The organism is Kitasatospora sp. NPDC033851, assembly GCF_055576085.1.
This window is the reverse complement of record NZ_JBVIRL010000008.1, coordinates 1-21,012: the sequence shown is the minus strand read 5'-3', so window position 1 is coordinate 21,012 and position 21,012 is coordinate 1. Positions and strand designations below refer to the sequence as shown.

Genomic DNA, 21,012 nt, shown 5'->3' with positions numbered 1-21,012 from the left:
GCCAGGGCGGGCCCGGAACCGTTTTCCGGGGCCGCCCGGCCATGGCGCCACCGCGGGCCGGGCCGTCGAACGGCCCACCGCCGGCCCTACTGGTTCTTCGGCGCCTGGTAGTCCTTGCCGAGGACGACCAGCAGGTCCGCGTTCTGGGTGTCCCCGGTGACCTTCTTCACCGCCGTGTCCGGCAGGCCGAGGCTGGTCGCCAGCGACTTCGCCGTGCCCTGCCGGGCGTCGTCGGTGTAGCGGATCTCACTGCTTGCCTGCGCGGCGGTCTTGGCTCCGCCGGGGATGAACGTCAGGCCCGAGTTGACGATCTGGACCTGCGCGGCGGCGGCCGCCGCGTCGTTGCCGCTGGCGTCCTGCAGCGCGACCCGGGCCGGGGCGTCGCCGACGGCCGCGGACTTCACGGTGCCGCCCAGCACGTCCTTGACCTGCTTGCCGGCGGTCGCCTCGTCCAGGCTGCCGTCCGGCTTGACGGTCAGCGCGGTGGTGCCGACGTGGCCGTCCTTCGCCTGCTGGGCGAGCTGGGCGAGCACCCCGGCGAGGGCGTCCTCGGGCAGCGAGGGGTCGAGCACCGCGTTCATCCGGTGCACGTCGTCCTTGGCGTCCTTGAACTCGGTCGGCATGGTGCGCAGCACGGCCTCCATGACCTGCCCGAACCGGGCCAGCTGGACGTCCCGGCTCTCGCCGGGGTTCTGCAGCGTGGCGTACGCGACCGCGGCCTTCCCGCTGAGCATGGTGTTCTTCCCGGCCGCGGACAGCAGCTTGCCGTCCGGCTTGCCGCCCTCGTGGGTCTCTGCGTTGGTGTCCACCCGGACGCCGCCGAGCTGGGAGACCAGCAGTTCCAGGTACGGGGTGTCCAGGCGCCAGGTGCCGGCCACCGGGGCGCCGAGCACGGTGGACAGGCCGTCCCGGGTCGCCGAGGCGCCGATGGCGTCCATGGCCTGGCCGACGGTGGTGACCGGCGGGTCGGCGGGGCCGGGCAGCCGCAGGGTGTCGGGCAGCAGCAGCACGGTGCCCTTCTTCCCGGAGGCGTCGTCGACCAGCAGCGCGCTGGACACCTTGCCCTGCAGGTCGCGCAGGTGGACGACGTTGACCTGGCGCCCGCCGGCCGCGGCGGCCGCGGTCGGCTTGTCGCCGCTGAACCACAGGTAACCGCCGACGCCGCCCGCCGCGAGCGCCAGCACCACGCCGAGGCCGATCAGCCGGTTGCGCAGCTTGCGGCGGCGCTCGGCGCGCACCTCGCTGCGGGACTCGGCGAACTTCAGCCAGTCGATGACGTCCTCGGACTCCTCCGGCTCCTCGTCGACGAAGGTGAACTCGCCCGTGGTGTAGCTGTCCTTGGGCGCCTTGCTCCCGGCCTTGCCACCCCGCGCCCCGGCGACCTGCTCGGACGGCGCCGCGGGCTCGGCCGGCGCCGCCTCGGCGGCGGGCCTGGGCACCCGCGGACGCGGCGTCACGGGTGCGGAAGGAGCGACGGGCGCAGCGGCGGCGGGCGAGGCGGCCGCGGGCTGCGCCTGCGGCTCGGCGACCCCCGGGGCGGCGGCCTGGTACGGCTGCTGGTAGCCCTGCTGCCCCTGGTACCCCTGCTGCTGGTAGCCGTACGGGTCCTGGGTGTACACCGGTTGCCCGTACTGGTCGTACTGCGGCTGCTGCCCGTACGACTCGTAGGACTCGTACGACTGCTGCTGCGGGAACTGCCCGGCCTGACCGACCTCACCGGTCTGCCCGGCCTGCTGGTACCCCTCGTACCCCTGCTGCCCCTGGTACCCCTGCTGCTGGTAGCCGTACGGGTCCTGGGTGTACACCGGCTGCCCGTACTGGTCGTACTGCGGCTGCTGCTGCTCGTACGACTCGTACGACTGCTGCTGCGGGTGCTGCCGGTACCCCTGGCCCTGGCCGTGGCCCTGCCCCTGGTACGGCTGCTGGTACTGCCCGGTGGACCAGTCCTCCGGCCGCTGCTGGCCATCGCTGCGTTCGGTCATGCGCCGCTCCTGGCTCAGGTCCCGCGCGGCGCGTACAGCGCCCGCTTGTCGATGTAGCGGACCACGCCGTCCGGAACGAGGTACCAGACCGGCTCGCCCTTGGCGACCCGGTTGCGGCAGTCCGTGGAGGAGATGGCCAGCGCCGGGACCTCCACCAGGGAGACCCCGCCCACCGGAAGCCCGGCGTCCGACAGAGTGTGCCCCGGGCGGGTGCATCCGATGAAGTGGGCCAGCGAGAAGAGTTCGTCGGAGTCGCGCCAGGACAGGATCTGGGCGAGCGCGTCGGCGCCGGTGATGAAGAAGAGGTCGGCGTCCGGGTGCAGGGCGTGCAGGTCGCGCAGGGTGTCGACGGTGTAGGTGGGGCCCTTGCGGTCGATGTCGATCCGGCTGACGGAGAACTGCGGGTTCTCGGCGGTGGCGATGACCGTCATCAGGTAGCGGTCCTCGGCCGGCGTGACGTGGCGGTCGCTCTTCTGCCACGGCTGCCCGGTCGGAACGAAGATCACCTCGTCCAGGTGGAACGCGCTCGCGACCTCACTGGCGGCGACGAGGTGGCCGTGGTGGATCGGGTCGAAGGTCCCGCCCATCACCCCGAGTCGCTTCTTCACCGGCTCCGGTCCGCCGGGATTCCCGGCCTGCTCTCCCATGCCGCCACACCTTACGCGACGCCCGTTACGGTGCGGGAACGCCCGGGTGGGGGTTGCTCGCAGACCCGGTGGGGGTTGTCCGCAGATGCGTGAGGGAGCGGCCGGCCGGTGGCCGGACGCTCCCCGAGCGGTCCCCGAACCGGGCTCAGCGGTCCCGGTTGAAACGGGTGGTGATGAAGAGCAGGAGCAGCAGGATCACCAGGGCGGCGCCACCCGTCAGGGCCGGGTTCAGGCTGTCGTGGTTGCCCCCCTCGCCCTCGGCGAGCAGGTTCAGAACGGGGAGTGCGGCAGCAGTGCTCATGGTCGTCGGGACCTTCTCGGCTCGGTTGAACGGACCTGGGGGTTGTTCCGGGCCGGTGAGGGCCCACCCGTCATCGTACGGGGGGTGGCACGGCAACCGCTCGGCGGCCCACCGCCGCTGACCGGACGTGAGCCGGTACGAGCCACCGGAAGGCGGGAGACCAAGAAACCGATGCCCGGCCGAGAGCGAGGCCGGGCCGAGAGCGAGGCCGGGGGCCGGGCCCGGAGCCAGGCCGTGGGCCTAGTTGCCGCGGAAGGCGCGGGCCATCAGCCAGACCAGCAGGCCGATGCCCACGAAGGACGCGATCACGATGATCCGCAGGAAGAGGCCCGGGCCGGCCTCGTCGGAGATGGGCGCGGCCAGGCTGACAAGCGTGTCGGTGGACATCTGCGGGGCTCCTCGAACTGCTCGGTACCGCGGCCGGGTCCGGTCTCGGTGGTCCAGGGCATTCAGGGTAAACCGGCCTCACACCGGCGCCGCCCACCGACCCCTTCGGCGCGGCCGGGCCCGCACGTACGCTGGCCCGCGGGGACGAGTACGCAACCACGGACGTTGCACAGACAGTCGTTTCAGGCGAAGACCAGCGGGGGGCCGGCCAGCGGGCCGCGGCCGCCGTCGACCAGGAGGTACTCAGACCATGACCGACACGACCGCGAAGACCCCGAGCCGCCGCCGCGAGCGTTTCCCCGGGATCTCCACCCGGGCCTGGGAGCACCCGGCGGACCGCTCGGCGCTGGTCGCCCTGCGCAAGCTGTCCGGCTTCGACGACATCCTGAAGAAGCTCGCCGGGCTGGTCTCCGAGCGGGCGATCCGGCTGATGTTCCTGGCCACCGCGGTGAAGACCTCCGAGCGCCAGTTCCCCGAGCTGTACGACATGGTGCGCGACACCGCCTACGTGCTCGACCTGGAGCAGGTCCCGGACCTGTACGTGACCCAGGACCCGACGGTCAACGCGTTCACCATCGGCATCGACACCCCGATCATCGTGGTCACCAGCGGCCTGGTCGAGCTGCTCGACGAGGAGGAGCTGCGCTCGGTCATCGGCCACGAGGTCGGCCACGCGATGTCCGGCCACGCCGTCTACCGGACGATGCTGATGATCCTCACCAACATCGCGGCCCGGATCGCCTGGGTGCCGCTCGGCAACCTGGCGATCATGGCCCTCGTCACCGCGCTCAAGGAGTGGTTCCGCAAGGCGGAGCTGTCCAGCGACCGGGCCGGCCTGCTCGCCGGGCAGGACCTCCAGGCGTCCATGCGGGCCCTGATGAAGCTGGCCGGCGGGCACAACCTGGCCGAGATGAACGTCGACGCCTTCCTGGAGCAGGCAGCGGAGTACGAGAGGGCCGGCGACCTGCGCGACGGCGTGCTCAAGCTGCTCCAGGTGCTGCCGCAGACCCACCCCTTCGCGGTGGTCCGGGTCGCCCAGCTGAAGAAGTGGGCGGAGAGCGACGAGTACCGCTCGATCATGACGGGCGCCTACCCGCGCCGCGCGGACGACTCGGACACCTCGGTCGGCGAGCAGTGGAAGGCCGCCGCCGACCACTACACGACCTCGGTGAAGGAGAGCAAGGACCCGCTGATGGGCCTGCTCCGGGACGTCGCCGGCGGCGCCGCGACGGTGGGCGGCAAGCTTCGCGACACCTTCACCGGCGGCAACCGCGGCGCCTCGAACGGCTCGACCGCTTCGACCGCTTCGACCGACCACAGCGAGAACTGACGGCTGACCCCAGCGGCCGCCGACCGCTGAGCACCGACGACGGCCGGTGACCCGCCCGGGTCACCGGCCGTCCGCCTCCGCGGCTCCGGCTCCCCGTCCCGTCAGCTCCCCGCCAGCACCCCGCACACCTGCCACGCCGGGCGGGCGTGGTTGCCGGGGTCGACCGCCGTCGGCGGCGTGACCACCGTGCCCTGCCCGGTGGCCAGCACCGGCTGCAGGAAGCCCGCCATCGAGGTGCCGCAGGGCGCCGGCCCGGCCTGCAGCACCGAGTCCACCAGCCGCAGCTGCGCCGAGGCCAGGTCGACCCGGTCGAACTGGAAGGTCAGCTGCCGCCGCACGGTCTCCAGGGTGACCGGCGCTCCGGCCGGGGCTCCGGCCGGCTTCAGCGCGTAGACGAAGGTGTGGTCGGTGGTGATCTGCAGCGTCCCGCTGTCCGCCTCGTCGATCCGCATCGCGCCGACCACCTTCACGGTGTCCGAGGCCAGTGCGACCTGCGCGGGGTCGAACCGGACCAGCCAGCCGGTCACCGCGTGGTGCCGGTCGTCCACCGGCTGGGTCACGCTCGCGTCGAACTCCGCCTGCTCACCGGGTGTGACGAAGGCCCGCACGTCCGCGGTGGCGCCCTGGACCAGGGCGGTCGGGGCCAGCGAGGAGGAGACCAGGTAGCGCTGGACGGTGTCGAGCGCCTTGGTCACCTCGACCCGGCTGAAGTGCTCGGTGGGCGCCCCGGTCGGGGTGTTCAGCCCGACCGTGCCGTCCCCGTACCCGGGCGGCAGCACGGCGAAGGGGTTCGCCGGGTCGGCGACCGGGTGGACGGCCGAAGCCGGGCTCAACGCGACCAGACTGACGGTCAGTTGGCTTCCCTCGGGTCGCGCCGCGAGCCCCTTCGGCGAGGTGACCCCGAAGTACACCGCGGCCCCGAAGGCGAGCAGGATGAGCAGCAGCAGGGCGAGTGCCTGACGCGGCACGGTGCCCAGCGGGCCCAGCCGCACCCGCTTCCGGGTGGCCTTGCCGAAGGAGCCCGCCAGTCGCTCCCGGGCGGACAGCTCCTGGATCCGGGCGGCCCGGACGAACGATTCGTCGAACACGACGGACCGGAATTCGTCCTCGTTGCCGGAGCCGCCCTCGGGCGTACCCTCAGGAGGCTCTCGCGGGTCACCCATAACACCAGGGTAGGCGGACACCCGCGCCGCCACGAGGGCCCCTGCGCAGATTCCTGGGGACGCTCCGTGACCACCCGCCCCGGGCGTGCGCCCGCGCGGCGTCCCGGGCGGCGACTAGCCCGCCGGTGCGCCGACCACCAGCGACGGCTCGGCCGGCGCGGGGCGCAGGTCCACCCCGGCGCTGCTGTTGCCGGACTCCGGTCTCCGGGGCGTGCCCGAGGTGCCGCCCGTGCCCTGGTAGATCGCCGCGACCGCGACCGCCACCAGGCTCACGCCCATGATCACGGCGAGCACCCAGGCCACCGGCCGGTGCCAGCGCTGCTGGGCCACGTACCGGCCGCGGGCGCGCACCGGGTCGTAGCCGGGCCGCCACCGGCGCCGGCCCCGGCGGTCGGCCGACCGGCCCGGGCCCGACCAGGGGTCGGGGTAGAGGTGGTCCGCGTCGAGTCCGCTCGGGTACGGGCGCAGCTCCAGCGGGAGCCCGTCGCCGGCCGAGACCTCATAGCCCCAGCCCGGGCCCGCCGTCTCCGGCTCGAACCGGGCCTCGGCGGCGGCGAGTTGCCGCTCCTTGGCGGTCGGCTCGTGCACGGCGGCGGACCGGACGAAGGCCTCATCGAAGACCACGGTGGCGAACTCGTCGTCCGCACCACCGTGGTCGGCGCCGTCGGGGTACGGCAAGCCCCCCACATCCTCAGCCACGGATTCAGCGTATTACCGGTCGGGCGTTTTGTCTGTGGCTCCCGGCAGTTGGTCCGTCACACGTGTGACGGACCAACTGCCGGGTCCCGCTCAGCGGGCGTCCGGGGCCCCGCCGACGGTCTGCGCCGCCTCGCCCCGCACGTGCCCGTCACCGGTGACGATGTACTTGGTGCTGGTCAGCTCGGGCAGGCCCATCGGGCCGCGGGCGTGCAGCTTCTGGGTGGAGATGCCGATCTCCGCGCCGAAGCCGAATTCGCTGCCGTCGGTGAAGCGGGTGGAGGCGTTGACGGCCACCGTGGTCGAGTCGACCAGCTGGGTGAAGCGCCGGGCGGCGGCCTGCGAGGTGGTGACGATCGCCTCGGTGTGGCCGGAGGACCAGCGGCGGATGTGCTCGACCGCCGCCTCCAGCGAGGGCACGACGGCCGCGGCCAGGTCCAGCGAGAGGTACTCCGCGCCCCAGTCCTCGTCGGTCGCGGGCACCACGGCGGCCGGGCCGCCCTCGGCGGCCTTGAGCACCGCCTCGTCGCCGTGCACGGTCACCCCGGCCTCGGCGAGGGCGGTCAGGGCGAGCGGCAGGAAGGCGTCCGCGACGTCCTGGTGGACCAGCAGCGTCTCGGCCGCGTTGCAGACGCTGACCCGCTGCGCCTTGGAGTTCAGCAGGATGCCGACGGCCATCGCGAGGTCGGTGTCGGCGTCCACGTACACGTGGCAGTTGCCGGTGCCGGTCTCGATCACCGGGACGGTCGAGCCCTCGACGACGGTGCGGATCAGCGAGGCGCCGCCGCGCGGGATCAGTACGTCGACCAGGCCGCGGGCGCGCATCAGCTCCTGCACGGAGTCGCGGCTCTCCCCCGGCACCAGCTGGATCGCGTCGGCGGGCAGCCCGGCCGCGGCGACGGCGTCCCGCAGGACGGCGACCAGCGCGGTGTTGGAGCGGTAGGCCGAGGCCGAGCCGCGCAGCAGCGCCGCGTTGCCGGACTTGAGGCAGAGCGCGGCGGCGTCGGCGGTGACGTTCGGGCGGGCCTCGTAGATGATGCCGACCACGCCGAGCGGCACCCGGACCTGCCGCACGTCCAGGCCGTTCGGCAGGGTGTAGCCGCGCACCACCTCGCCGACCGGGTCGGGCAGTCCGGCCACGTCGCGCACGTCGGAGGCGATCGCGGCGATCCGCTCGCCGGTCAGGGTCAGCCGGTCGATCACCGACTCGGGCGTCCCGGCCTCCCGGGCCCGGGCCACGTCCTCGGCGTTGGCCGCGACGATCTCGGCGCTGCGGGCCACCAGCGCGTCCGCGATCGCCAGCAGCGCGGCGTCCTTCGCCTTGCGCGGCAGCGGGGCGAGCGCCGCGGCGGCCTCCCGGGCTCGGCGCGCTACGGCGAGGACGGGGCTGTCGGCGGTGGCGAGGTCGCTGGTCATGCCGCCAAGGGTAGCGACTGCGCCCGCCCCGCCCGCCCGCGTTTCGCCATCCGAACAGGGCCGGTCGGTACGGGTACGTGCCGCCCGTGCGCACGCGCGAACGTGCGAGGAGGTCCGGTCGGTACGCGTGGTCCGGTCGGTACGCGTGGTCCGGTCGGTACGCGTGGTCCGGTCGGTACGCGTGGTCCGGTCAGTACGCGTGGTCCGGTCAGTACGCGTGGTCCGGTCAGTACGCGTGGTCCGGTCAGTACGGGTAGACGCCGCCCAGTTTCGGCGACGGGGTGCCGAAGCCCTCCGCGACCCGCTTGTGGTACGTCGCCCGGTCGACCACTTCCAGCCCGACGATCTCCCACGGCGGGAGGTTGGCGGTGACCTTGTGCTCGCCCCAGAGCCGCAGCGCGATCGCCGCCGCGTCGTGCAGGTCCCGGGCCTGCTCCCAGTACCGGATCTCGGCGTGGTCGGCCGCGTAGCGGGCGGTCAGGAAGAACGAGTGGTCGTGCGCCAGCTGCTCCAGTGAGGCGCGCAGCGAGGACAGCGGGGTGACCTGCCCGGCCACGCTCAGCACCACGTGCCACAGCCGCGCCTGTTCGGGCACGGTGGGCGGCTCCGCCGCGTCCGCGCGCTGGGACCGCAGTCCGCGCGACCCGCCGGGTCCCTGCAGCGGCGGACCGGCCGGCTCGGCGGGGCCGTCCCCGCGTCCGCCGTCGATGCTGGTCAGCCGCCGGCCCGCCGTCCCTCCGGTCAGCGCTGCCTCGCGCCTGCGTTCCACCGGCGGCCTCCTGTTCGGCGATCTCGTGTCGTCCCCACCGGCCCCGTCGGCCCTTCGGCCGACCGGTTGGGCTGCGCCCCTCCTCGCCCGCGGCCGGGCCGTTCCCGGTACGGAACGGCCCGCCGTCCGCACTGTGCCGATCGGCCGGCGGCCGGTGCCGGCCCGCCGGCCGGCCGGTCAGCCGCGCAGAACGACCAGGTCGTCGCGGTGGACGACCTCGCGCTCGTATGCGGCGCCGAACTCCTGGGCCAGGTCGCGGGTGGACCGGCCGAGCAGGCGGGGCAACTCCCTCGCATCAAAGTTGACCAGTCCGCGAGCCACGATGTGGCCGTTTTCGGCAAGAAGGTCCACCGGATCACCCGCGGCGAACTCCCCGTCGACCTTGGTGACCCCGGCCGGCAGCAGTGAGGCGCCGCCGGAGACGACCGCCTCGACGGCGCCCGCGTCCAGGTGCAGGGCGCCGCGCGGGCTGCTCGCGTGGGCCAGCCAGAGCATCCGGTCGGAGGTGCGGGCGCCGGTGCGCAGGAAGAGCGTGCCGGTGGGGCGGCCGGCCAGGGCGTCGGCGGCCTGGCTGGCCGCGGTGAGCACGACCGGGATGCCCGCGCCGGTGGCGATCCGGGCCGCCTCGACCTTGGTGACCATGCCGCCGGTGCCGACCCCGGCCTTGCCCGCGCTGCCGATCTCGATGCCGTCGAGGTCGTGCGGGCCGCCCACCCGGGCGATCCGGCTGGTGCCGGGGCGGGACGGGTCGCCGTCGTAGAGGCCGTCCACGTCGGAGAGCAGCACCAGCAGGTCGGCCCGGACGAGGTGGGCGACCAGTGCGGCGAGCCGGTCGTTGTCGCCGAATTTGATTTCGGCGGTGGCGACGGTGTCGTTCTCGTTGACGATCGGCATCGCGCCCATCGCCAGCAGCTGGTCCAGGGTGCGGTAGGCGTTGCGGTAGTGGGCGCGGCGGCTGGCGTCCTCGGCGGTGAGCAGCACCTGGCCGACCCGGATGCCGTACCGGGCGAAGGAGGCGGTGTACCGGGCGACCAGCAGTCCCTGGCCGACGCTGGCGGCGGCCTGCTGGCGGGCCAGGTCCTTGGGGCGCTTGTCCAGGCCGAGCGGGGCGAGTCCGGCGGCGATGGCGCCGGAGGAGACGAGTACGACCTCCGGGGCGTCGGGGCGGTTGCGCACCTTGGCGAGCGCGTCCACCAGGGCGTCGACGCGGTCGGCGTCCAGGCCGCCGGCCGCCGTGGTGAGTGAGGAGGAGCCGACCTTGACCACGATCCGCCGTGCGGTCAGCACCTCCTCCCGCAGAGAGTCCTCGCTCATCTCGCTGTACGCCCTTCCGGTGTGGTGCGGGTACGGCGGGCCCGGGCCCGGTCGTCACTCCCGAAATCTACGCGATTCGTGCGGGTCCCCCGCAGGCTGTTTCACCGGCTGGACCCGGCCTGGTCACGGGCTTGCCACAGGCCGTCCGCCAATCCGGATGGCTGGTATGGTCCCTGACCGAAAGCCAGATCGGGGGACGGCTTCTTGCCCGCTGGACCCATTTTCGTCTTCGACTCTTCGTGTCACGAGAAGGCGGCGGCGCCGCACTGGGCAGGCCGGCAACGGTTCGCGGCCGCACGCCCAGGAGAAAAGCGCATCATGCGTTCGTACACCACCAAGCTGACCGTCGCCGCCCTGTCGGTGGCCACCGCCCTGTCCCTCGCGGCCTGTGGCCCGGACAACGCCGACCCGGCCGCTCCGGCGGGCGGCTCCACCGGTGCCGCTCCGGCGCCGACCAGCGGTGCCCCGGATGCCACCGCCGGCGGTGCGGCCACCGGCGGAGGGGCGGCCACCGGCGGTGCGAGCGGCGGTTCGACCGCCGCCCCGACCGGCGGGGCCACCGGCGGCGCGGCCGCGGCCGGAGCGACCGGCGGTGCGGCCACGGGCGGTGCCGGTACGGCCGGCGCCGCGGGCGGCGGGGCCGGTGGCGGCAAGCTGCCGCAGGCCGGCACCTCGGTGAAGTTCGGCCAGCCCGCCACCGTGGACTTCGCCGACAAGACCTTCAACGCCGCCGCCAAGCTGGAGATCAACGTCACCGGCGTCGCCCCGGGCTCGCTCAAGGACTTCCAGGACGCCAAGGCCAACACCACCGGCCTGGACGGCCGCGCGCTGTACTACGTCAGCTGGACCATGAAGAACCTCGGGGACACCAAGCTGACCTTCGCCGCCCCCGATTCCAAGTTCAGGGTCTACGACGCCTCCGGCAACCTCGGGATGTTCGCCAACCCGGTCGGCTCGACCCCGATCGCCAAGTGCACCACCCCGAGCTTCTCGGGCGCCACCAAGGGCGTCGAGTTCAAGGGCTGCGACATCGTCAGCTTCCCGGCCGGCGGCTCCCCGGCGATGGTCGGCTACGGCGACTCGACCGACGTCTCCAAGGTCCAGGCGGCCTGGACCAAGTGACGCCGCGCCACCCCTGAGCACGGGAACGGCCCCCGCCACCTCGACAGGTGGCGGGGGCCGTTCGCGTCAGCCGGTCCGACCGGCTCAGTCCTCGTCGTCGTCGCCCTCGACGGCGGCCTGGCGGCCGCTGGACAGCGCCTCGAAGGCGAGGAACTCGGCCTCGGCCGCGTCCCGGCCCTTCTGCTTCTCGCGGCGGCGGTCGACCGCCGGGCGCTGGGTCTCCATGCGGTGGTCCTCACCGCGGCGACCGAGCATCTCCGCGCCGGCGGCCATGGTCGGCTCCCAGTCGAAGACGACGGCGTTCTCGTCCGGGCCGATGATGACGGTGTCGCCCTCGTGCGCCCCGACCTTCCAGAGCTTGTCCTCGACGCCGAGGCGGGCCAGCCGGTCGGCGAGGTAGCCGACGGCCTCGTCGTTGGAGAAGTCGGTCTGGCGGACCCAGCGCTCCGGCTTGACACCGCGGATGCGGTACGCGCCCTCCTCCTCGGTGATGGTGAAGCCGGCGTCGTCGACGGCCTTGGGCCGCAGCACGATCCGGGTCGACTCCTCGACCGGCTTGGCGGCGCGCGCCTCGGCGACGATCCCGCCCATCGCGAAGCTCAGCTCGCGCAGGCCCTTGCGGGAGGCGGCGGAGACCTCGAACACCCGGTAGCCGCGCTCCTCCAGGGAGGTGCGGGTCAGGTCGGCGATGTCCTGGCCGTCCGGCACGTCCACCTTGTTGAGCGCGACCAGGCGCGGGCGGTCGTCCAGGCCGCCGTACTCGGCGAGCTCGGCCTCGATGGTCTCCAGGTCGGTCAGCGGGTCGCGGCCGGGCTCCAGGGTGGCGCAGTCCAGCACGTGCACCAGCACCGAGCAGCGCTCGACGTGCCGCAGGAACTCCAGGCCCAGGCCGCGACCCTGGCTGGCGCCGGGGATCAGGCCGGGCACGTCGGCGACGGTGTAGACGATCTCGCCCGCGGTGACCACCCCGAGGTTGGGGATCAGGGTGGTGAACGGGTAGTCCGCGATCTTCGGCTTGGCGGCGGAGAGCACCGAGATCAGCGAGGACTTGCCGGCGCTCGGGTAGCCCACCAGGGCCACGTCGGCGACGGACTTGAGCTCCATCACGATGTCGCGGGCCTCGCCGGGCTCGCCGAGCAGCGCGAAGCCGGGCGCCTTGCGGCGGGCCGAGGCCAGCGCGGCGTTGCCGAGGCCGCCGTGGCCGCCCTGGGCGGCGACGAAGCTGGTGCCGTGTCCGACCAGGTCGGCCAGCACGTTGCCCTGGCGGTCCAGCACCACGGTGCCGTCCGGCACGACGAGGACGAGGTCCTCGCCGGCCGCGCCGGTGCGGTGGCCGCCCGCGCCCGGCTTGCCGTTGGTGGCCTTGCGCTTGGGCGAGTGGTGGTACTCGAGCAAGGTGGTGACCTGCGAGTCCACGGTGAGGATGACGCTGCCGCCCTCACCGCCGTTGCCGCCGTCCGGGCCGCCGAGCGGCTTGAACTTCTCGCGGTGCACGGAGGCGCAGCCGTGGCCCCCGTTACCCGCGGCGACGTGAAGTTCGACGCGGTCCACGAAGGTGGTCATGGGTGTGCCTCCAGTGCGCGAGAGTCTGCTTGCTACCTGCGTAAAGCGTGAAGGGTGGACCGGAGAATTCCGGCCCACCCCTCACAGTGAGTCTCTATACGACTCGGGAGTCCGCGGGGACTCAGGCCTCGACGGCCACGATGTTGACGACCTTGCGGCCGCGACGGTTGCCGAACTGCACGGCACCGGCGGTCAGCGCGAACAGGGTGTCGTCGCCACCGCGACCGACGCCCGCACCCGGGTGGAAGTGGGTGCCGCGCTGGCGGACGATGATCTCGCCGGCCGAGACGACCTGGCCGCCGAAGCGCTTCACGCCGAGGCGCTGGGCGTTCGAGTCACGGCCGTTACGGGTAGAGCTTGCGCCCTTCTTGTGTGCCATATCTCGCTATCCCCTTACTTGCTGACCGAGTCGATGCTGGTGATGCGCACCGCGGTGTGGCGCTGACGGTGGCCCTGACGGCGGCGGTAGCCGGTCTTGTTCTTGTAACGCAGGATGACGATCTTGTCACCCTTGGTCTGGTCGACCACCTCGGCGTGAGTCTTCACGCCGGCCAGGACCCACGGGTCGGAGGTGACCGCGTCACCGTCGACGATGAGGATGGTCGAGAGCTCGACCGAGTCACCCGGCTTGGCCTCGATACGGTCGATCTCCAGCACGTCGCCGACGGCGACCTTGTGCTGGCGGCCGCCTGCGCGAACGATCGCGTACATGCGGTACCTGCTTTCCTTGCTCGGTCGGAACCCCCGACGCCAGCCACCTGGGTACGGACACAGGAGCCTCTCCCCGGCCCTCCGCGCGGACGCGGCGACCTCGGGAAGGTGATGTGCTCGGGAGCAATGGCGTAGACACGCCGATGGTCAAGAATACGGACCGGCAGCCCGAGGGGCAAACCGGCCCGTACGGCCCGGGGCGGGATGGCTCCCGCCCCGGGCGTGGGCACTACTCGGCCGCCGTATCACCCTCGGCGGCCGCGGCCTTCTTGGCCGCCGCACTGGTCCGCTTGGTCGCGGTCTTGCGGGCGGTGGTCTTCTTGGCCGCCGTGGCCGTCTTCTTGGCGGCGGTCTTCTTGGCGGCGGTCTTCTGCGTGGCGGTCTTCTGCGCGGCGGTCTTGCGGGCGGCCCGCTTCTTCGGCGCCGGCGCCTCCTCGGCGGCGGCCTCCTCGACCGGGGCCTCGACGGCGGGAGCCTCGGCGGCCTCCGCGGCCGGGGCCTCGACGACCGCGGCCTCCGCGACGACGACCGGCTCACCCGGCGCCTCGGCGGCGGCCTGGACGGCGGCCTCCACGACGACCGGGGCGGCGGCCTCCAGGGCCGCCTCCAGCGCCGCCTCGGCCTTGGCCTGCAGCACGACGATCTCGGCGCTGCCCGGAGAACCGGCCGGAGCCGTCGCCTTGCGCACCGCGCGGCGACGCGGGCGGCCCGCCGGAGCGGCCACCGGGGCCTCCTCGACGACCGGCGCCGGGGCGACCGGAGCCTCGACGCCCGGGACCTCCAGGGCCAGCTGGCCCTCGATCTCCTCGCGCACCGGCTCGGCCGGCAGCTCGGCGACGGCCGCGACGGCGGCCTGCGCGACCTGCTCGGCGGCCTCGGCCACGGCGGCCTCGACGCCCAGCGGCTCCTCCTGGCCCGCGCCGCCCTTGCCCCGGCGACGGCGCTTGCCGCCCGAGACGGCCTCGCCCGCCGGGGCGGACGGGGCGTGGACGTGGACGCTCGGCTGCTCCATGTGGACGATCACACCGCGGCCGTTGCAGTGCACGCACGGCTCGGAGAAGGACTCCAGCAGGCCCTGGCCGACCCGCTTGCGGGTCATCTGCACCAGGCCCAGCGAGGTGACCTCGGCCACCTGGTGCTTGGTCCGGTCCCGGCCCAGGCACTCCAGCAGGCGGCGCAGCACCAGGTCGCGGTTGGACTCCAGCACCATGTCGATGAAGTCGATCACGATGATGCCGCCGAGGTCGCGCAGCCGCAGCTGGCGCACGATCTCCTCGGCCGCCTCGATGTTGTTCCGGGTGACCGTCTCCTCCAGGTTGCCGCCCTGGCCGACGAACTTCCCGGTGTTGACGTCGATGACGACCATCGCCTCGGTGCGGTCGATCACCAGCGAACCGCCGCTGGGCAGCCAGACCTTGCGGTCCAGCGCCTTCATCAGCTGCTCGTCGATCCGGTAGGTGGCGAAGACGTCCACCTCGGAGGTCCACCGCTGGAGGCGCTCGGCGAGGTCCGGGGCCACGTTGGAGACGTACTCGTGGATGGTCTTCCACGCCTCGTCGCCGGAGACGATGACCTTGGTGAAGTCCTCGTTGAAGATGTCGCGGACGACCCGGACGGTCATGTCCGGCTCGCCGTACAGCAGCGCCGGGGCGTTGCCGGTCGCGGCCTTCTTCTGGATGTCCTCCCACTGCTGCTGCAGCCGCTGGACGTCGCGGGTCAGCTCCTCCTCGGAGGCGCCCTCGGCGGCGGTGCGCACGATGACGCCCGCGTCGTCCGGGACGATCTTCTTGAGGATCTGCTTCAGGCGGGCGCGCTCGTTCTCGGGGAGCTTGCGCGAGATGCCGGTCATCGAGCCCTCGGGCACGTACACCAGGTAGCGGCCGGGCAGCGAGATCTGGCTGGTCAGGCGGGCGCCCTTGTGGCCGATCGGGTCCTTGGAGACCTGCACCAGCACGGACTGGCCGGACTTCAGCACCGACTCGATCCGGCGCGGGCCGCCGTGGCCGAGCGCGCCGAAGTTGACCTCGCCGGCGTACAGCACCGCGTTGCGGCCCTTGCCGATGTCGACGAAGGCGGCCTCCATGGACGGCAGCACGTTCTGGACCTTGCCCAGGTACACGTTGCCGACGTACGAGGTGGCCTGCTCCTTGTTGACGTAGTGCTCGACCAGCACGCCGTCCTCGAGGACGCCGATCTGGGTGCGCTGGCCGTTCTGGCGCACCACCATGACGCGCTCGACCGACTCACGGCGGGCCAGGAACTCGGCCTCGGTGATGATCGGCACCCGGCGGCGGCCCAGCTCGCGGCCCTCGCGGCGGCGCTGCTTCTTCGCCTCCAGGCGGGTCGAGCCCTTGATGGACTGCACCTCGTCCGGGTCGAAGGACGGCTCGGTGGAGCGGCGGCGCGGCTCGCGCACCTTCACCACCGTGCGGACGCCGTCCTCGGTGGTCTCGGCGGTCTCGACGGCGCCGGCCTCACCGCTGCGACGGCGGCGGCGACGGCGGCGACGGGACGAGGACAGGCCGGCAGCCAGGTCGTCGTCGTCCTCGTCCTCCTCGTCGGCCGCGGCCGGCTCCTCGGCGGCGGGCTGCTCGACCTCGACGGCCTCGGCGGCCTCGAACTCCTCGGCCTCGCCACGGCGACGGCGGCGGCCGCCCCGGCGGCGACGGCGCGACGGACGGCCGTCCTCCTCCCACTCGCCCTCGGTCTCCGGACCGGCGGCGGGGGCCTCGACGACGGGCACCTCGACGGCCGGGGCCTCGATCGGCGCGACGGCGGCCGGCGCCTCGGCGACCGGCTTGGCGGGGGCCGACTTGGCGGGGGTCGGCTTGGTGGCGGCTGCCCTGGCGGTGCTCGGCTTGCCGGCGGCCGACTTGCGGCGGCCCGGCTCGACCCGGGCACGGACCCGGCGGCGGCGGCCGACGCCGCTGTACTCGAACTCGTCTTCCTCGTGCGCGGCGGCGGCCGGGGCCTCGACCGGCGCCGGGGCCTCGGCCTCGGCGGGCTGCTGCGGCGCGGACACCGCGGACGGCACGGACGGCGCGACGTAGGGGGCCGGCTCCTGGAAGACCGGGGCCTGGAAGACCGCGGTGGCCGGGCGGACGGCGCGGCGGCGCACCCGGTGGTGCGGCTCGGCCTCGGCGGCCGGGGCGACGACGGGGGCCGGGGCGACGGGCTCGGCCGTCGGCGCGGCGGCGGCCTCGACGGCCTCCTCCTCGGTCTCCTCCGCGACGGCGGGCTCCTCGGCCTGCGGCTCCTCGACCGGGGCCTCGACGACCGGCGCGGCCTCGACCACGCGGCGGCGGCGGGGGCGGCGGGCGGGAGCGGCGGGGGCCTCCTCGGCCGCCGGCTCGGCGGCGACGGGGGCGGGGGTCTCGACGGCCGGTGCCTCGACGGCGGGCGCGCCCGCCGGGGACTCGGCGCGCTTACGGGTGCGGCGGGCCCGGGCGGGCTTCTCCGCGACCGGCTCGGCAGCCGGAGCCGGGGCGGCCTGCTCCGCCGCGGGAGCCTCTGCGGCCTCCGGCGCGGTGGTCACGATCGGGGTCGCCTCCGGCGCCCCGGCCGGGGCCTCGGCGCGCTTGCGGGTCCGACGGGCCCGGACCGGCTTCTCGGCGACCGGCTCGGCGACCGGAGCCGGAGCGGTCTCGGCCGCCGGCGCCTCGGCCGGCAGGACCGTCTCGGCCGCCTCGGCGGCCGCACCCTGCGGGGTGCCCGCCGGGCGGGAGACCGCGCGGCGACGACGGCGCGGCGGCGCGGCGGACGCGCCCTCGCTGCCGGTCGCGGCGGTTTCGTTCTGTTCCGTGGCCGCAGTCTGCTGCGGATCGGTGTTATCGAGCATGCGGGTGGATCTCCCGTCAGGCCCCCGGGCTCCGCATCCGGGCACGGCGCGACACCGGTGGGCGGCCGGCATCGCGAGATGCTCGGGCCGGACCCTTTCACGGTGCCGCCGCGCGGACGCGAGGCCGCACAGGGGCTCGTAGTCTCGCTCGGCGCCCCACGCTCGGCGGGGTGTCGAAAGTCTTCTGGTTCTGACCAGTCTTCTGAGGTTTTCCCAAGCTGCGCCGTCCCCCAACCCCGGGTGGCTCCCGGACGGGGCCCCGGGCCCACCGACCGTCCTGGCCGGCAGGCCCCGGGTGGCAAGGCCTGTGCTGCGACGACGCTCGCTCCCCTGGGGAGCCGCGGGAACCCTGGAGGGACCATCGGGTCCAGTGAGTCACTGGACCCGGCCTCCGCCCGCTAGGCGGGCGCGGTAGCGCGCGGCCCGGCGCCCGGCTCCGAGCCGGCCTGGGCCGCGGCGCGGTCGAGCGCCAGCGGGTCGGTCACCGTGCCGGTCCCCTCGTCGAGCGGCCCCTGCGCCAGCCTGGTCACCTCTGCGGGGACCGGCGGCGCCAGGTCGGCCGTCGCACGGAGACCGGACAATACGTCGTCAGGTCGTACGGCGGGTGTGGCGTGTCGTACTACCAGGCGCAGTATCGCACAGGGACGGCCGGTCCGAACATCGAGGTCGGTTCCGGCCTCCGTGTCCGCACCGCCGTCGACCTGGGACGGGACGATCTCGAGCGCCGCCACCGCACCGCGCGCGTCGAAGACCCGCACGCCGTTCTTGGTGAGGCGTTCGACCTCGACCCGCTCCTCGGCGAGGAAGCGCGCCACCGCGCCGGCCGCCTCGTCCGGCTCGACGCCGTCCAGCCGGACCAGCCACTCGGAGGCCTGCAGGCGTTCCACAAAGTTCGGCGTCCGCACCTCGACCGCGTCGATCACGTCCAGGCCCGTCGGCAGTGACTCGTCCAGCTGCGCCCGCAGCTGTTCGGGGTCGCGGAAGGCGGCCAAGCCGATCTCCAGGTACTCCGCCTCGCTCGCCACCCCGGTCGGGGCCGCGTTCGCGTAGGAGACCTTCGGGTGCGGGGTGAAGCCGGCCGAGTAGGCCATCGGAACGGCGGACCGGCGCAGGGCGCGCTCGAAGGCGCGCTGGAAGTCGCGGTGGCTGGTGAAGCGGAGCCGGCCGCGCTTGGTGTAGCGGAGACGAATCCGCTGCACCGTCGGCGCGGGCGGCGGACCGTCGGGCGTACGGCGTGCCAGGGTCGCTCAGTCCTTAGTCAGTTGTCCCCGTCCGGCGTGGCGTGTTCCCGCCACTGTCCGGACTCTGTCACCTCAAAGGGTACGCGCCCCGCCGACCCGCTCGCTCCGCCCCTGGTCAGCCGCATACCCGAGACCCCAGGCCGGAAGGTTCCGGCCTGGGGTCCAGGGTGTAACCGTCACCCGCCGACGACCGCCCGCCGACGACCGACGGCTACTTGTTGACGACCGTCAGCGGCAGCAGCTTCTTGCCGGTGGGGCCGATCTGGATCTGGGTGTCCATCTGCGGCTAAATGGAGGCAGTCCCAAAACTGTCGAGAGGGTCACCGACATGGCGAAGCGCACCCGTACGGCACGTGCCGCGCAGCAGAAGACGTACACGGTCGAGGCCGAATGGACCGCCGTGGATCTGGCCCTCCTCGAACAGTTGAAGAGAGCCGAGGCAGCGCTTCCGACGGACGCGCCCCGGGCGCTGCTCTCGGTCCGGCTGTCCGTACTGACGGAGGACACCACCTCCCCCGTCCGCCAGGAGCTCGACCTCCGCCGCGAAGCCCTGAACCGGGGGTGCCGCGTGGTCGGGGTCGCCAGCGACCTGAACGTGTCCGCCACGAAGGTGCCCCCGTGGAAGCGGAAGCAGCTGGGCGACTGGCTGAACAACCGGGCTCCGGAGTTCGACGTGCTGCTGTTCTGGAAGCTCGACCGGTTCATCCGCCGGCTGTCCGACCTCCACACGATGATCGACTGGGCGTTGAAGTACGGGAAGAACCTGGTCTCCAAGCACGACTCCATCGACCTGACCACGGTCGTCGGCAAGATCCTGGTCACGCTGATCGGCGGCATCGCGGAGATCGAGGCCACCAACACGAGCACGCGCGTCGCGAGCCTCTGGGACTACGCCAAGACCCAGTCCGCCTGGCTGGTCGGCAAGCCGGCCTTCGGCTACACCACCGCCGAGGACGAGAGCGGGAACGTCGTCCTCGTCGTCGAGGCCGACGCGCACAAGGCCCTGCACTGGTGCCGACGCATGGCCCGTCGGGGCGTCTCCGCCACCCGCATGGTCAAGCTGTTGAAGCGCGCGGGCCTCGCCAGCGACGGCCTCACGGCTACGACCCTCCTGCGCCAGCTCCGCAACCCCGCCTTGATGGGCTACCGGGTAGAAGAGGAGAAGAAGGGTGGCGCCCGCCGGTCCAAGCTCGTCCTGGACAAGGCCGGGAAGCCCATCAGGGTCGCGGAGGCCGTCTTCACCGACGGGGAGTTCAACGAGCTCCAAGCGGATCTCGACAAGCGCAGCAAGAACCAGCCGCAGCGTAGGCCCGGTGGTGCCACGACGTTCCTCGGGGTCTTCTTCTGTGTCGACTGCGGGACCAACATGCTGGAGCAGCGGAACCGCGTCAAGGATCGGATGTACGAGTACCTGCGGTGCCAGGGCTGCAAGGGCGGAGGCTTGGGCGCTCCCAACCCCGACGCGATCAACACCAAGCTGGTCCTCGACGTACTGTCGGTCCTCGGCGATGAGCCCGTCCAGGTGCGCGAGTACGCACGGGGCGCAGAGGCACGCGCCCAGGTGGCGCAGCTTGAGGAGTCCGTCGCCTATTACATGAAGGAGCTGGAGCCCGGCGGCCGGTACGCCAAGACCCGGTTCACGCGCGAGCAGGCGGAGGAGACGCTGGACAAGCTGATCACCGAACTCGGGGAGATCGACCCCGAGACCACCGAAGATCGGTGGGTGAACGTGGCCAACGGGAAGACGTTCCGCCAGCAGTGGGAGGACGGCGGCACCGAGGCCATGGCGGCCGACCTGCTGCGGGTGGGCATCCGCTGCGAAGTCACCCGAACCAAGGTCAAGGGGCAGCGGGCTCCCGCGATCAAGCTGCGGCTCATGATCCCCAAGGACTACCGCGATCGGCTGATCGTCAAGGAGGACGACTTCGCGAGCAAGCTCTGATGCCGACAGCCCCCGTCATCATGGCGGGGGCTGCCGGTCATCAGTGCTTGGCCGAGTCGTACGGCTCCTCGTGCCCGTCGTCGTCCACGATGACGATCTCGCTTTCGATGACCAAGCCCCGGAGCACCATCGGTCGTAACGGAGCCAGTGCCGCCTCGCACGGACCCGTCGCTCCTCCGGCCCCCGCTTGCTCGGCCGTCACGGTCTCTCCCCTACCTGCTCCGCGCGGACAATGTCCCGATTGGTGGCGAGATCCTCGGCGATGCCGGCCGCGATGAGCCCTTCGGCCGGGGTGTGCCCGGTTCCGACGAACCGCCAGGCACCTTCGACCACGGTCTCGTCGTCCCAGCCGACGTACAGGCCGCGGGCGTGTTCGGCACGGGCGCCTCTGAGCTGCCCATATGTAGTGGAGTAGTCCCGCGTCTTGGTCAGACAGTGCCCCCGGTACCCGAGCATGTGGGCCCAGGCCCGAAGACGCAGGTGTTGAAGTTCGGGTGTTTTCACCGGGGTGAAGTAGAGCCACGGATTCGGTCTGTTGGGGAGCCAGTGGTTCTTCGGTGAGTTCGGGAGCCAGTAGGTGTGATGGTGTG

The 21,012-nt window shown here is 73.1% G+C and carries 18 protein-coding genes; 3 read left to right on the top strand and 15 right to left on the bottom strand.

What is annotated here, in order from left to right:
• Positions 1–86 precede the first annotated feature (86 nt).
• From ACZ51D_RS17260 to ACZ51D_RS17245, 4 genes are all read right to left on the bottom strand, one after another.
• Entirely contained in the window at positions 87–1,982 is a 1,896-nt protein-coding gene (locus ACZ51D_RS17260; protein WP_465662701.1) for an LCP family protein, read from the bottom strand.
• 14 nt (positions 1,983–1,996) lie between these two features.
• Positions 1,997–2,629, bottom strand: coding sequence for a nicotinate-nucleotide adenylyltransferase (gene nadD / locus ACZ51D_RS17255; RefSeq protein ID WP_360509510.1), 633 nt, complete (start codon positions 2,627–2,629; stop codon positions 1,997–1,999).
• A gap of 145 nt (positions 2,630–2,774) precedes the next feature.
• Positions 2,775–2,930 (bottom strand): hypothetical protein, encoded by a 156-nt coding sequence (locus ACZ51D_RS17250; RefSeq protein ID WP_224284513.1) that lies wholly within the window; start codon positions 2,928–2,930, stop codon positions 2,775–2,777.
• Positions 2,931–3,170: 240 nt separating this feature from the next.
• The gene (locus ACZ51D_RS17245; RefSeq protein WP_360509512.1) at positions 3,171–3,317 is read right to left on the bottom strand and encodes a hypothetical protein; all 147 of its coding nucleotides are present in this window, start codon (positions 3,315–3,317) and stop codon (positions 3,171–3,173) included.
• A 250-nt stretch (positions 3,318–3,567) separates the two neighbouring features.
• Between ACZ51D_RS17245 and ACZ51D_RS17240 the strand changes: the two genes are divergently transcribed.
• Complete coding sequence (locus ACZ51D_RS17240; RefSeq protein WP_465662699.1) at positions 3,568–4,647, top strand: M48 family metallopeptidase; 1,080 nt, start codon at positions 3,568–3,570, stop codon at positions 4,645–4,647.
• Positions 4,648–4,748: 101 nt separating this feature from the next.
• On the opposite strand, the gene ACZ51D_RS17235 is transcribed toward ACZ51D_RS17240, so the two are convergent.
• The 5 genes from ACZ51D_RS17235 to proB form a co-directional block, all read right to left on the bottom strand.
• Positions 4,749–5,810 (bottom strand): SCO2583 family membrane protein, encoded by a 1,062-nt coding sequence (locus ACZ51D_RS17235; RefSeq protein ID WP_465662697.1) that lies wholly within the window; start codon positions 5,808–5,810, stop codon positions 4,749–4,751.
• 114 nt (positions 5,811–5,924) lie between these two features.
• Positions 5,925–6,497, bottom strand: a complete 573-nt coding sequence (locus tag ACZ51D_RS17230) for an SCO2584 family spore wall biosynthesis protein (RefSeq protein WP_465620294.1) — start codon at positions 6,495–6,497, stop codon at positions 5,925–5,927.
• A gap of 102 nt (positions 6,498–6,599) precedes the next feature.
• Positions 6,600–7,922 (bottom strand): glutamate-5-semialdehyde dehydrogenase, encoded by a 1,323-nt coding sequence (locus ACZ51D_RS17225; RefSeq protein WP_465620096.1) that lies wholly within the window; start codon positions 7,920–7,922, stop codon positions 6,600–6,602.
• 244 nt (positions 7,923–8,166) lie between these two features.
• Positions 8,167–8,691 (bottom strand): hypothetical protein, encoded by a 525-nt coding sequence (locus ACZ51D_RS17220; protein WP_360504166.1) that lies wholly within the window; start codon positions 8,689–8,691, stop codon positions 8,167–8,169.
• Between the two features lie 177 nt (positions 8,692–8,868).
• Positions 8,869–10,005 (bottom strand): glutamate 5-kinase, encoded by a 1,137-nt coding sequence (proB, locus tag ACZ51D_RS17215; RefSeq protein WP_360504164.1) that lies wholly within the window; start codon positions 10,003–10,005, stop codon positions 8,869–8,871.
• Positions 10,006–10,323: 318 nt separating this feature from the next.
• On the opposite strand from proB, the gene ACZ51D_RS17210 reads away from it, so the two are divergent.
• Positions 10,324–11,127 (top strand): hypothetical protein, encoded by an 804-nt coding sequence (locus tag ACZ51D_RS17210; RefSeq protein ID WP_360504162.1) that lies wholly within the window; start codon positions 10,324–10,326, stop codon positions 11,125–11,127.
• An 84-nt stretch (positions 11,128–11,211) separates the two neighbouring features.
• Here ACZ51D_RS17210 and obgE read toward each other — a convergent pair whose 3' ends face one another.
• From obgE to ACZ51D_RS17185, 5 genes are all read right to left on the bottom strand, one after another.
• Complete coding sequence (gene obgE / locus ACZ51D_RS17205) at positions 11,212–12,690, bottom strand: GTPase ObgE (protein WP_360504160.1); 1,479 nt, start codon at positions 12,688–12,690, stop codon at positions 11,212–11,214.
• Positions 12,691–12,811: 121 nt separating this feature from the next.
• Entirely contained in the window at positions 12,812–13,069 is a 258-nt protein-coding gene (gene rpmA, locus ACZ51D_RS17200) for a 50S ribosomal protein L27 (protein ID WP_030233756.1), read from the bottom strand.
• 14 nt (positions 13,070–13,083) lie between these two features.
• Positions 13,084–13,401: a 50S ribosomal protein L21 gene (gene rplU / locus ACZ51D_RS17195; protein ID WP_360504158.1), complete on the bottom strand. Its 318-nt coding sequence runs from the start codon at positions 13,399–13,401 to the stop codon at positions 13,084–13,086.
• 229 nt (positions 13,402–13,630) lie between these two features.
• The gene (locus tag ACZ51D_RS17190) at positions 13,631–17,239 is read right to left on the bottom strand and encodes an Rne/Rng family ribonuclease (protein ID WP_465620090.1); all 3,609 of its coding nucleotides are present in this window, start codon (positions 17,237–17,239) and stop codon (positions 13,631–13,633) included.
• 398 nt (positions 17,240–17,637) lie between these two features.
• Positions 17,638–18,438: a TIGR03936 family radical SAM-associated protein gene (locus tag ACZ51D_RS17185; RefSeq protein ID WP_360504154.1), complete on the bottom strand. Its 801-nt coding sequence runs from the start codon at positions 18,436–18,438 to the stop codon at positions 17,638–17,640.
• A gap of 370 nt (positions 18,439–18,808) precedes the next feature.
• On the opposite strand from ACZ51D_RS17185, the gene ACZ51D_RS17180 reads away from it, so the two are divergent.
• The gene (locus ACZ51D_RS17180) at positions 18,809–20,422 is read left to right on the top strand and encodes a recombinase family protein (RefSeq protein ID WP_465662695.1); all 1,614 of its coding nucleotides are present in this window, start codon (positions 18,809–18,811) and stop codon (positions 20,420–20,422) included.
• Between the two features lie 198 nt (positions 20,423–20,620).
• On the opposite strand, the gene ACZ51D_RS17175 is transcribed toward ACZ51D_RS17180, so the two are convergent.
• A partial coding sequence (locus ACZ51D_RS17175) for a replication initiator (RefSeq protein WP_465662693.1) occupies positions 20,621–21,012 on the bottom strand: 392 nt, incomplete at its 5' end.

Coding starts and splice junctions, on each gene's coding strand:
- ACZ51D_RS17260 (WP_465662701.1), bottom strand. CDS start 1,982: ATGACCGAACGCAGCGATGGCCAGCAGCGGCCGGAGGACTGGTCCACC.
- nadD (WP_360509510.1), bottom strand. CDS start 2,629: ATGGGAGAGCAGGCCGGGAATCCCGGCGGACCGGAGCCGGTGAAGAAG.
- ACZ51D_RS17250 (WP_224284513.1), bottom strand. CDS start 2,930: ATGAGCACTGCTGCCGCACTCCCCGTTCTGAACCTGCTCGCCGAGGGC.
- ACZ51D_RS17245 (WP_360509512.1), bottom strand. CDS start 3,317: ATGTCCACCGACACGCTTGTCAGCCTGGCCGCGCCCATCTCCGACGAG.
- ACZ51D_RS17240 (WP_465662699.1), top strand. CDS start 3,568: ATGACCGACACGACCGCGAAGACCCCGAGCCGCCGCCGCGAGCGTTTC.
- ACZ51D_RS17235 (WP_465662697.1), bottom strand. CDS start 5,810: ATGGGTGACCCGCGAGAGCCTCCTGAGGGTACGCCCGAGGGCGGCTCC.
- ACZ51D_RS17225 (WP_465620096.1), bottom strand. CDS start 7,922: ATGACCAGCGACCTCGCCACCGCCGACAGCCCCGTCCTCGCCGTAGCG.
- proB (WP_360504164.1), bottom strand. CDS start 10,005: ATGAGCGAGGACTCTCTGCGGGAGGAGGTGCTGACCGCACGGCGGATC.
- ACZ51D_RS17210 (WP_360504162.1), top strand. CDS start 10,324: ATGCGTTCGTACACCACCAAGCTGACCGTCGCCGCCCTGTCGGTGGCC.
- obgE (WP_360504160.1), bottom strand. CDS start 12,690: ATGACCACCTTCGTGGACCGCGTCGAACTTCACGTCGCCGCGGGTAAC.
- rpmA (WP_030233756.1), bottom strand. CDS start 13,069: ATGGCACACAAGAAGGGCGCAAGCTCTACCCGTAACGGCCGTGACTCG.
- rplU (WP_360504158.1), bottom strand. CDS start 13,401: ATGTACGCGATCGTTCGCGCAGGCGGCCGCCAGCACAAGGTCGCCGTC.
- ACZ51D_RS17190 (WP_465620090.1), bottom strand. CDS start 17,239: ATGCTCGATAACACCGATCCGCAGCAGACTGCGGCCACGGAACAGAAC.
- ACZ51D_RS17180 (WP_465662695.1), top strand. CDS start 18,809: ATGGCGAAGCGCACCCGTACGGCACGTGCCGCGCAGCAGAAGACGTAC.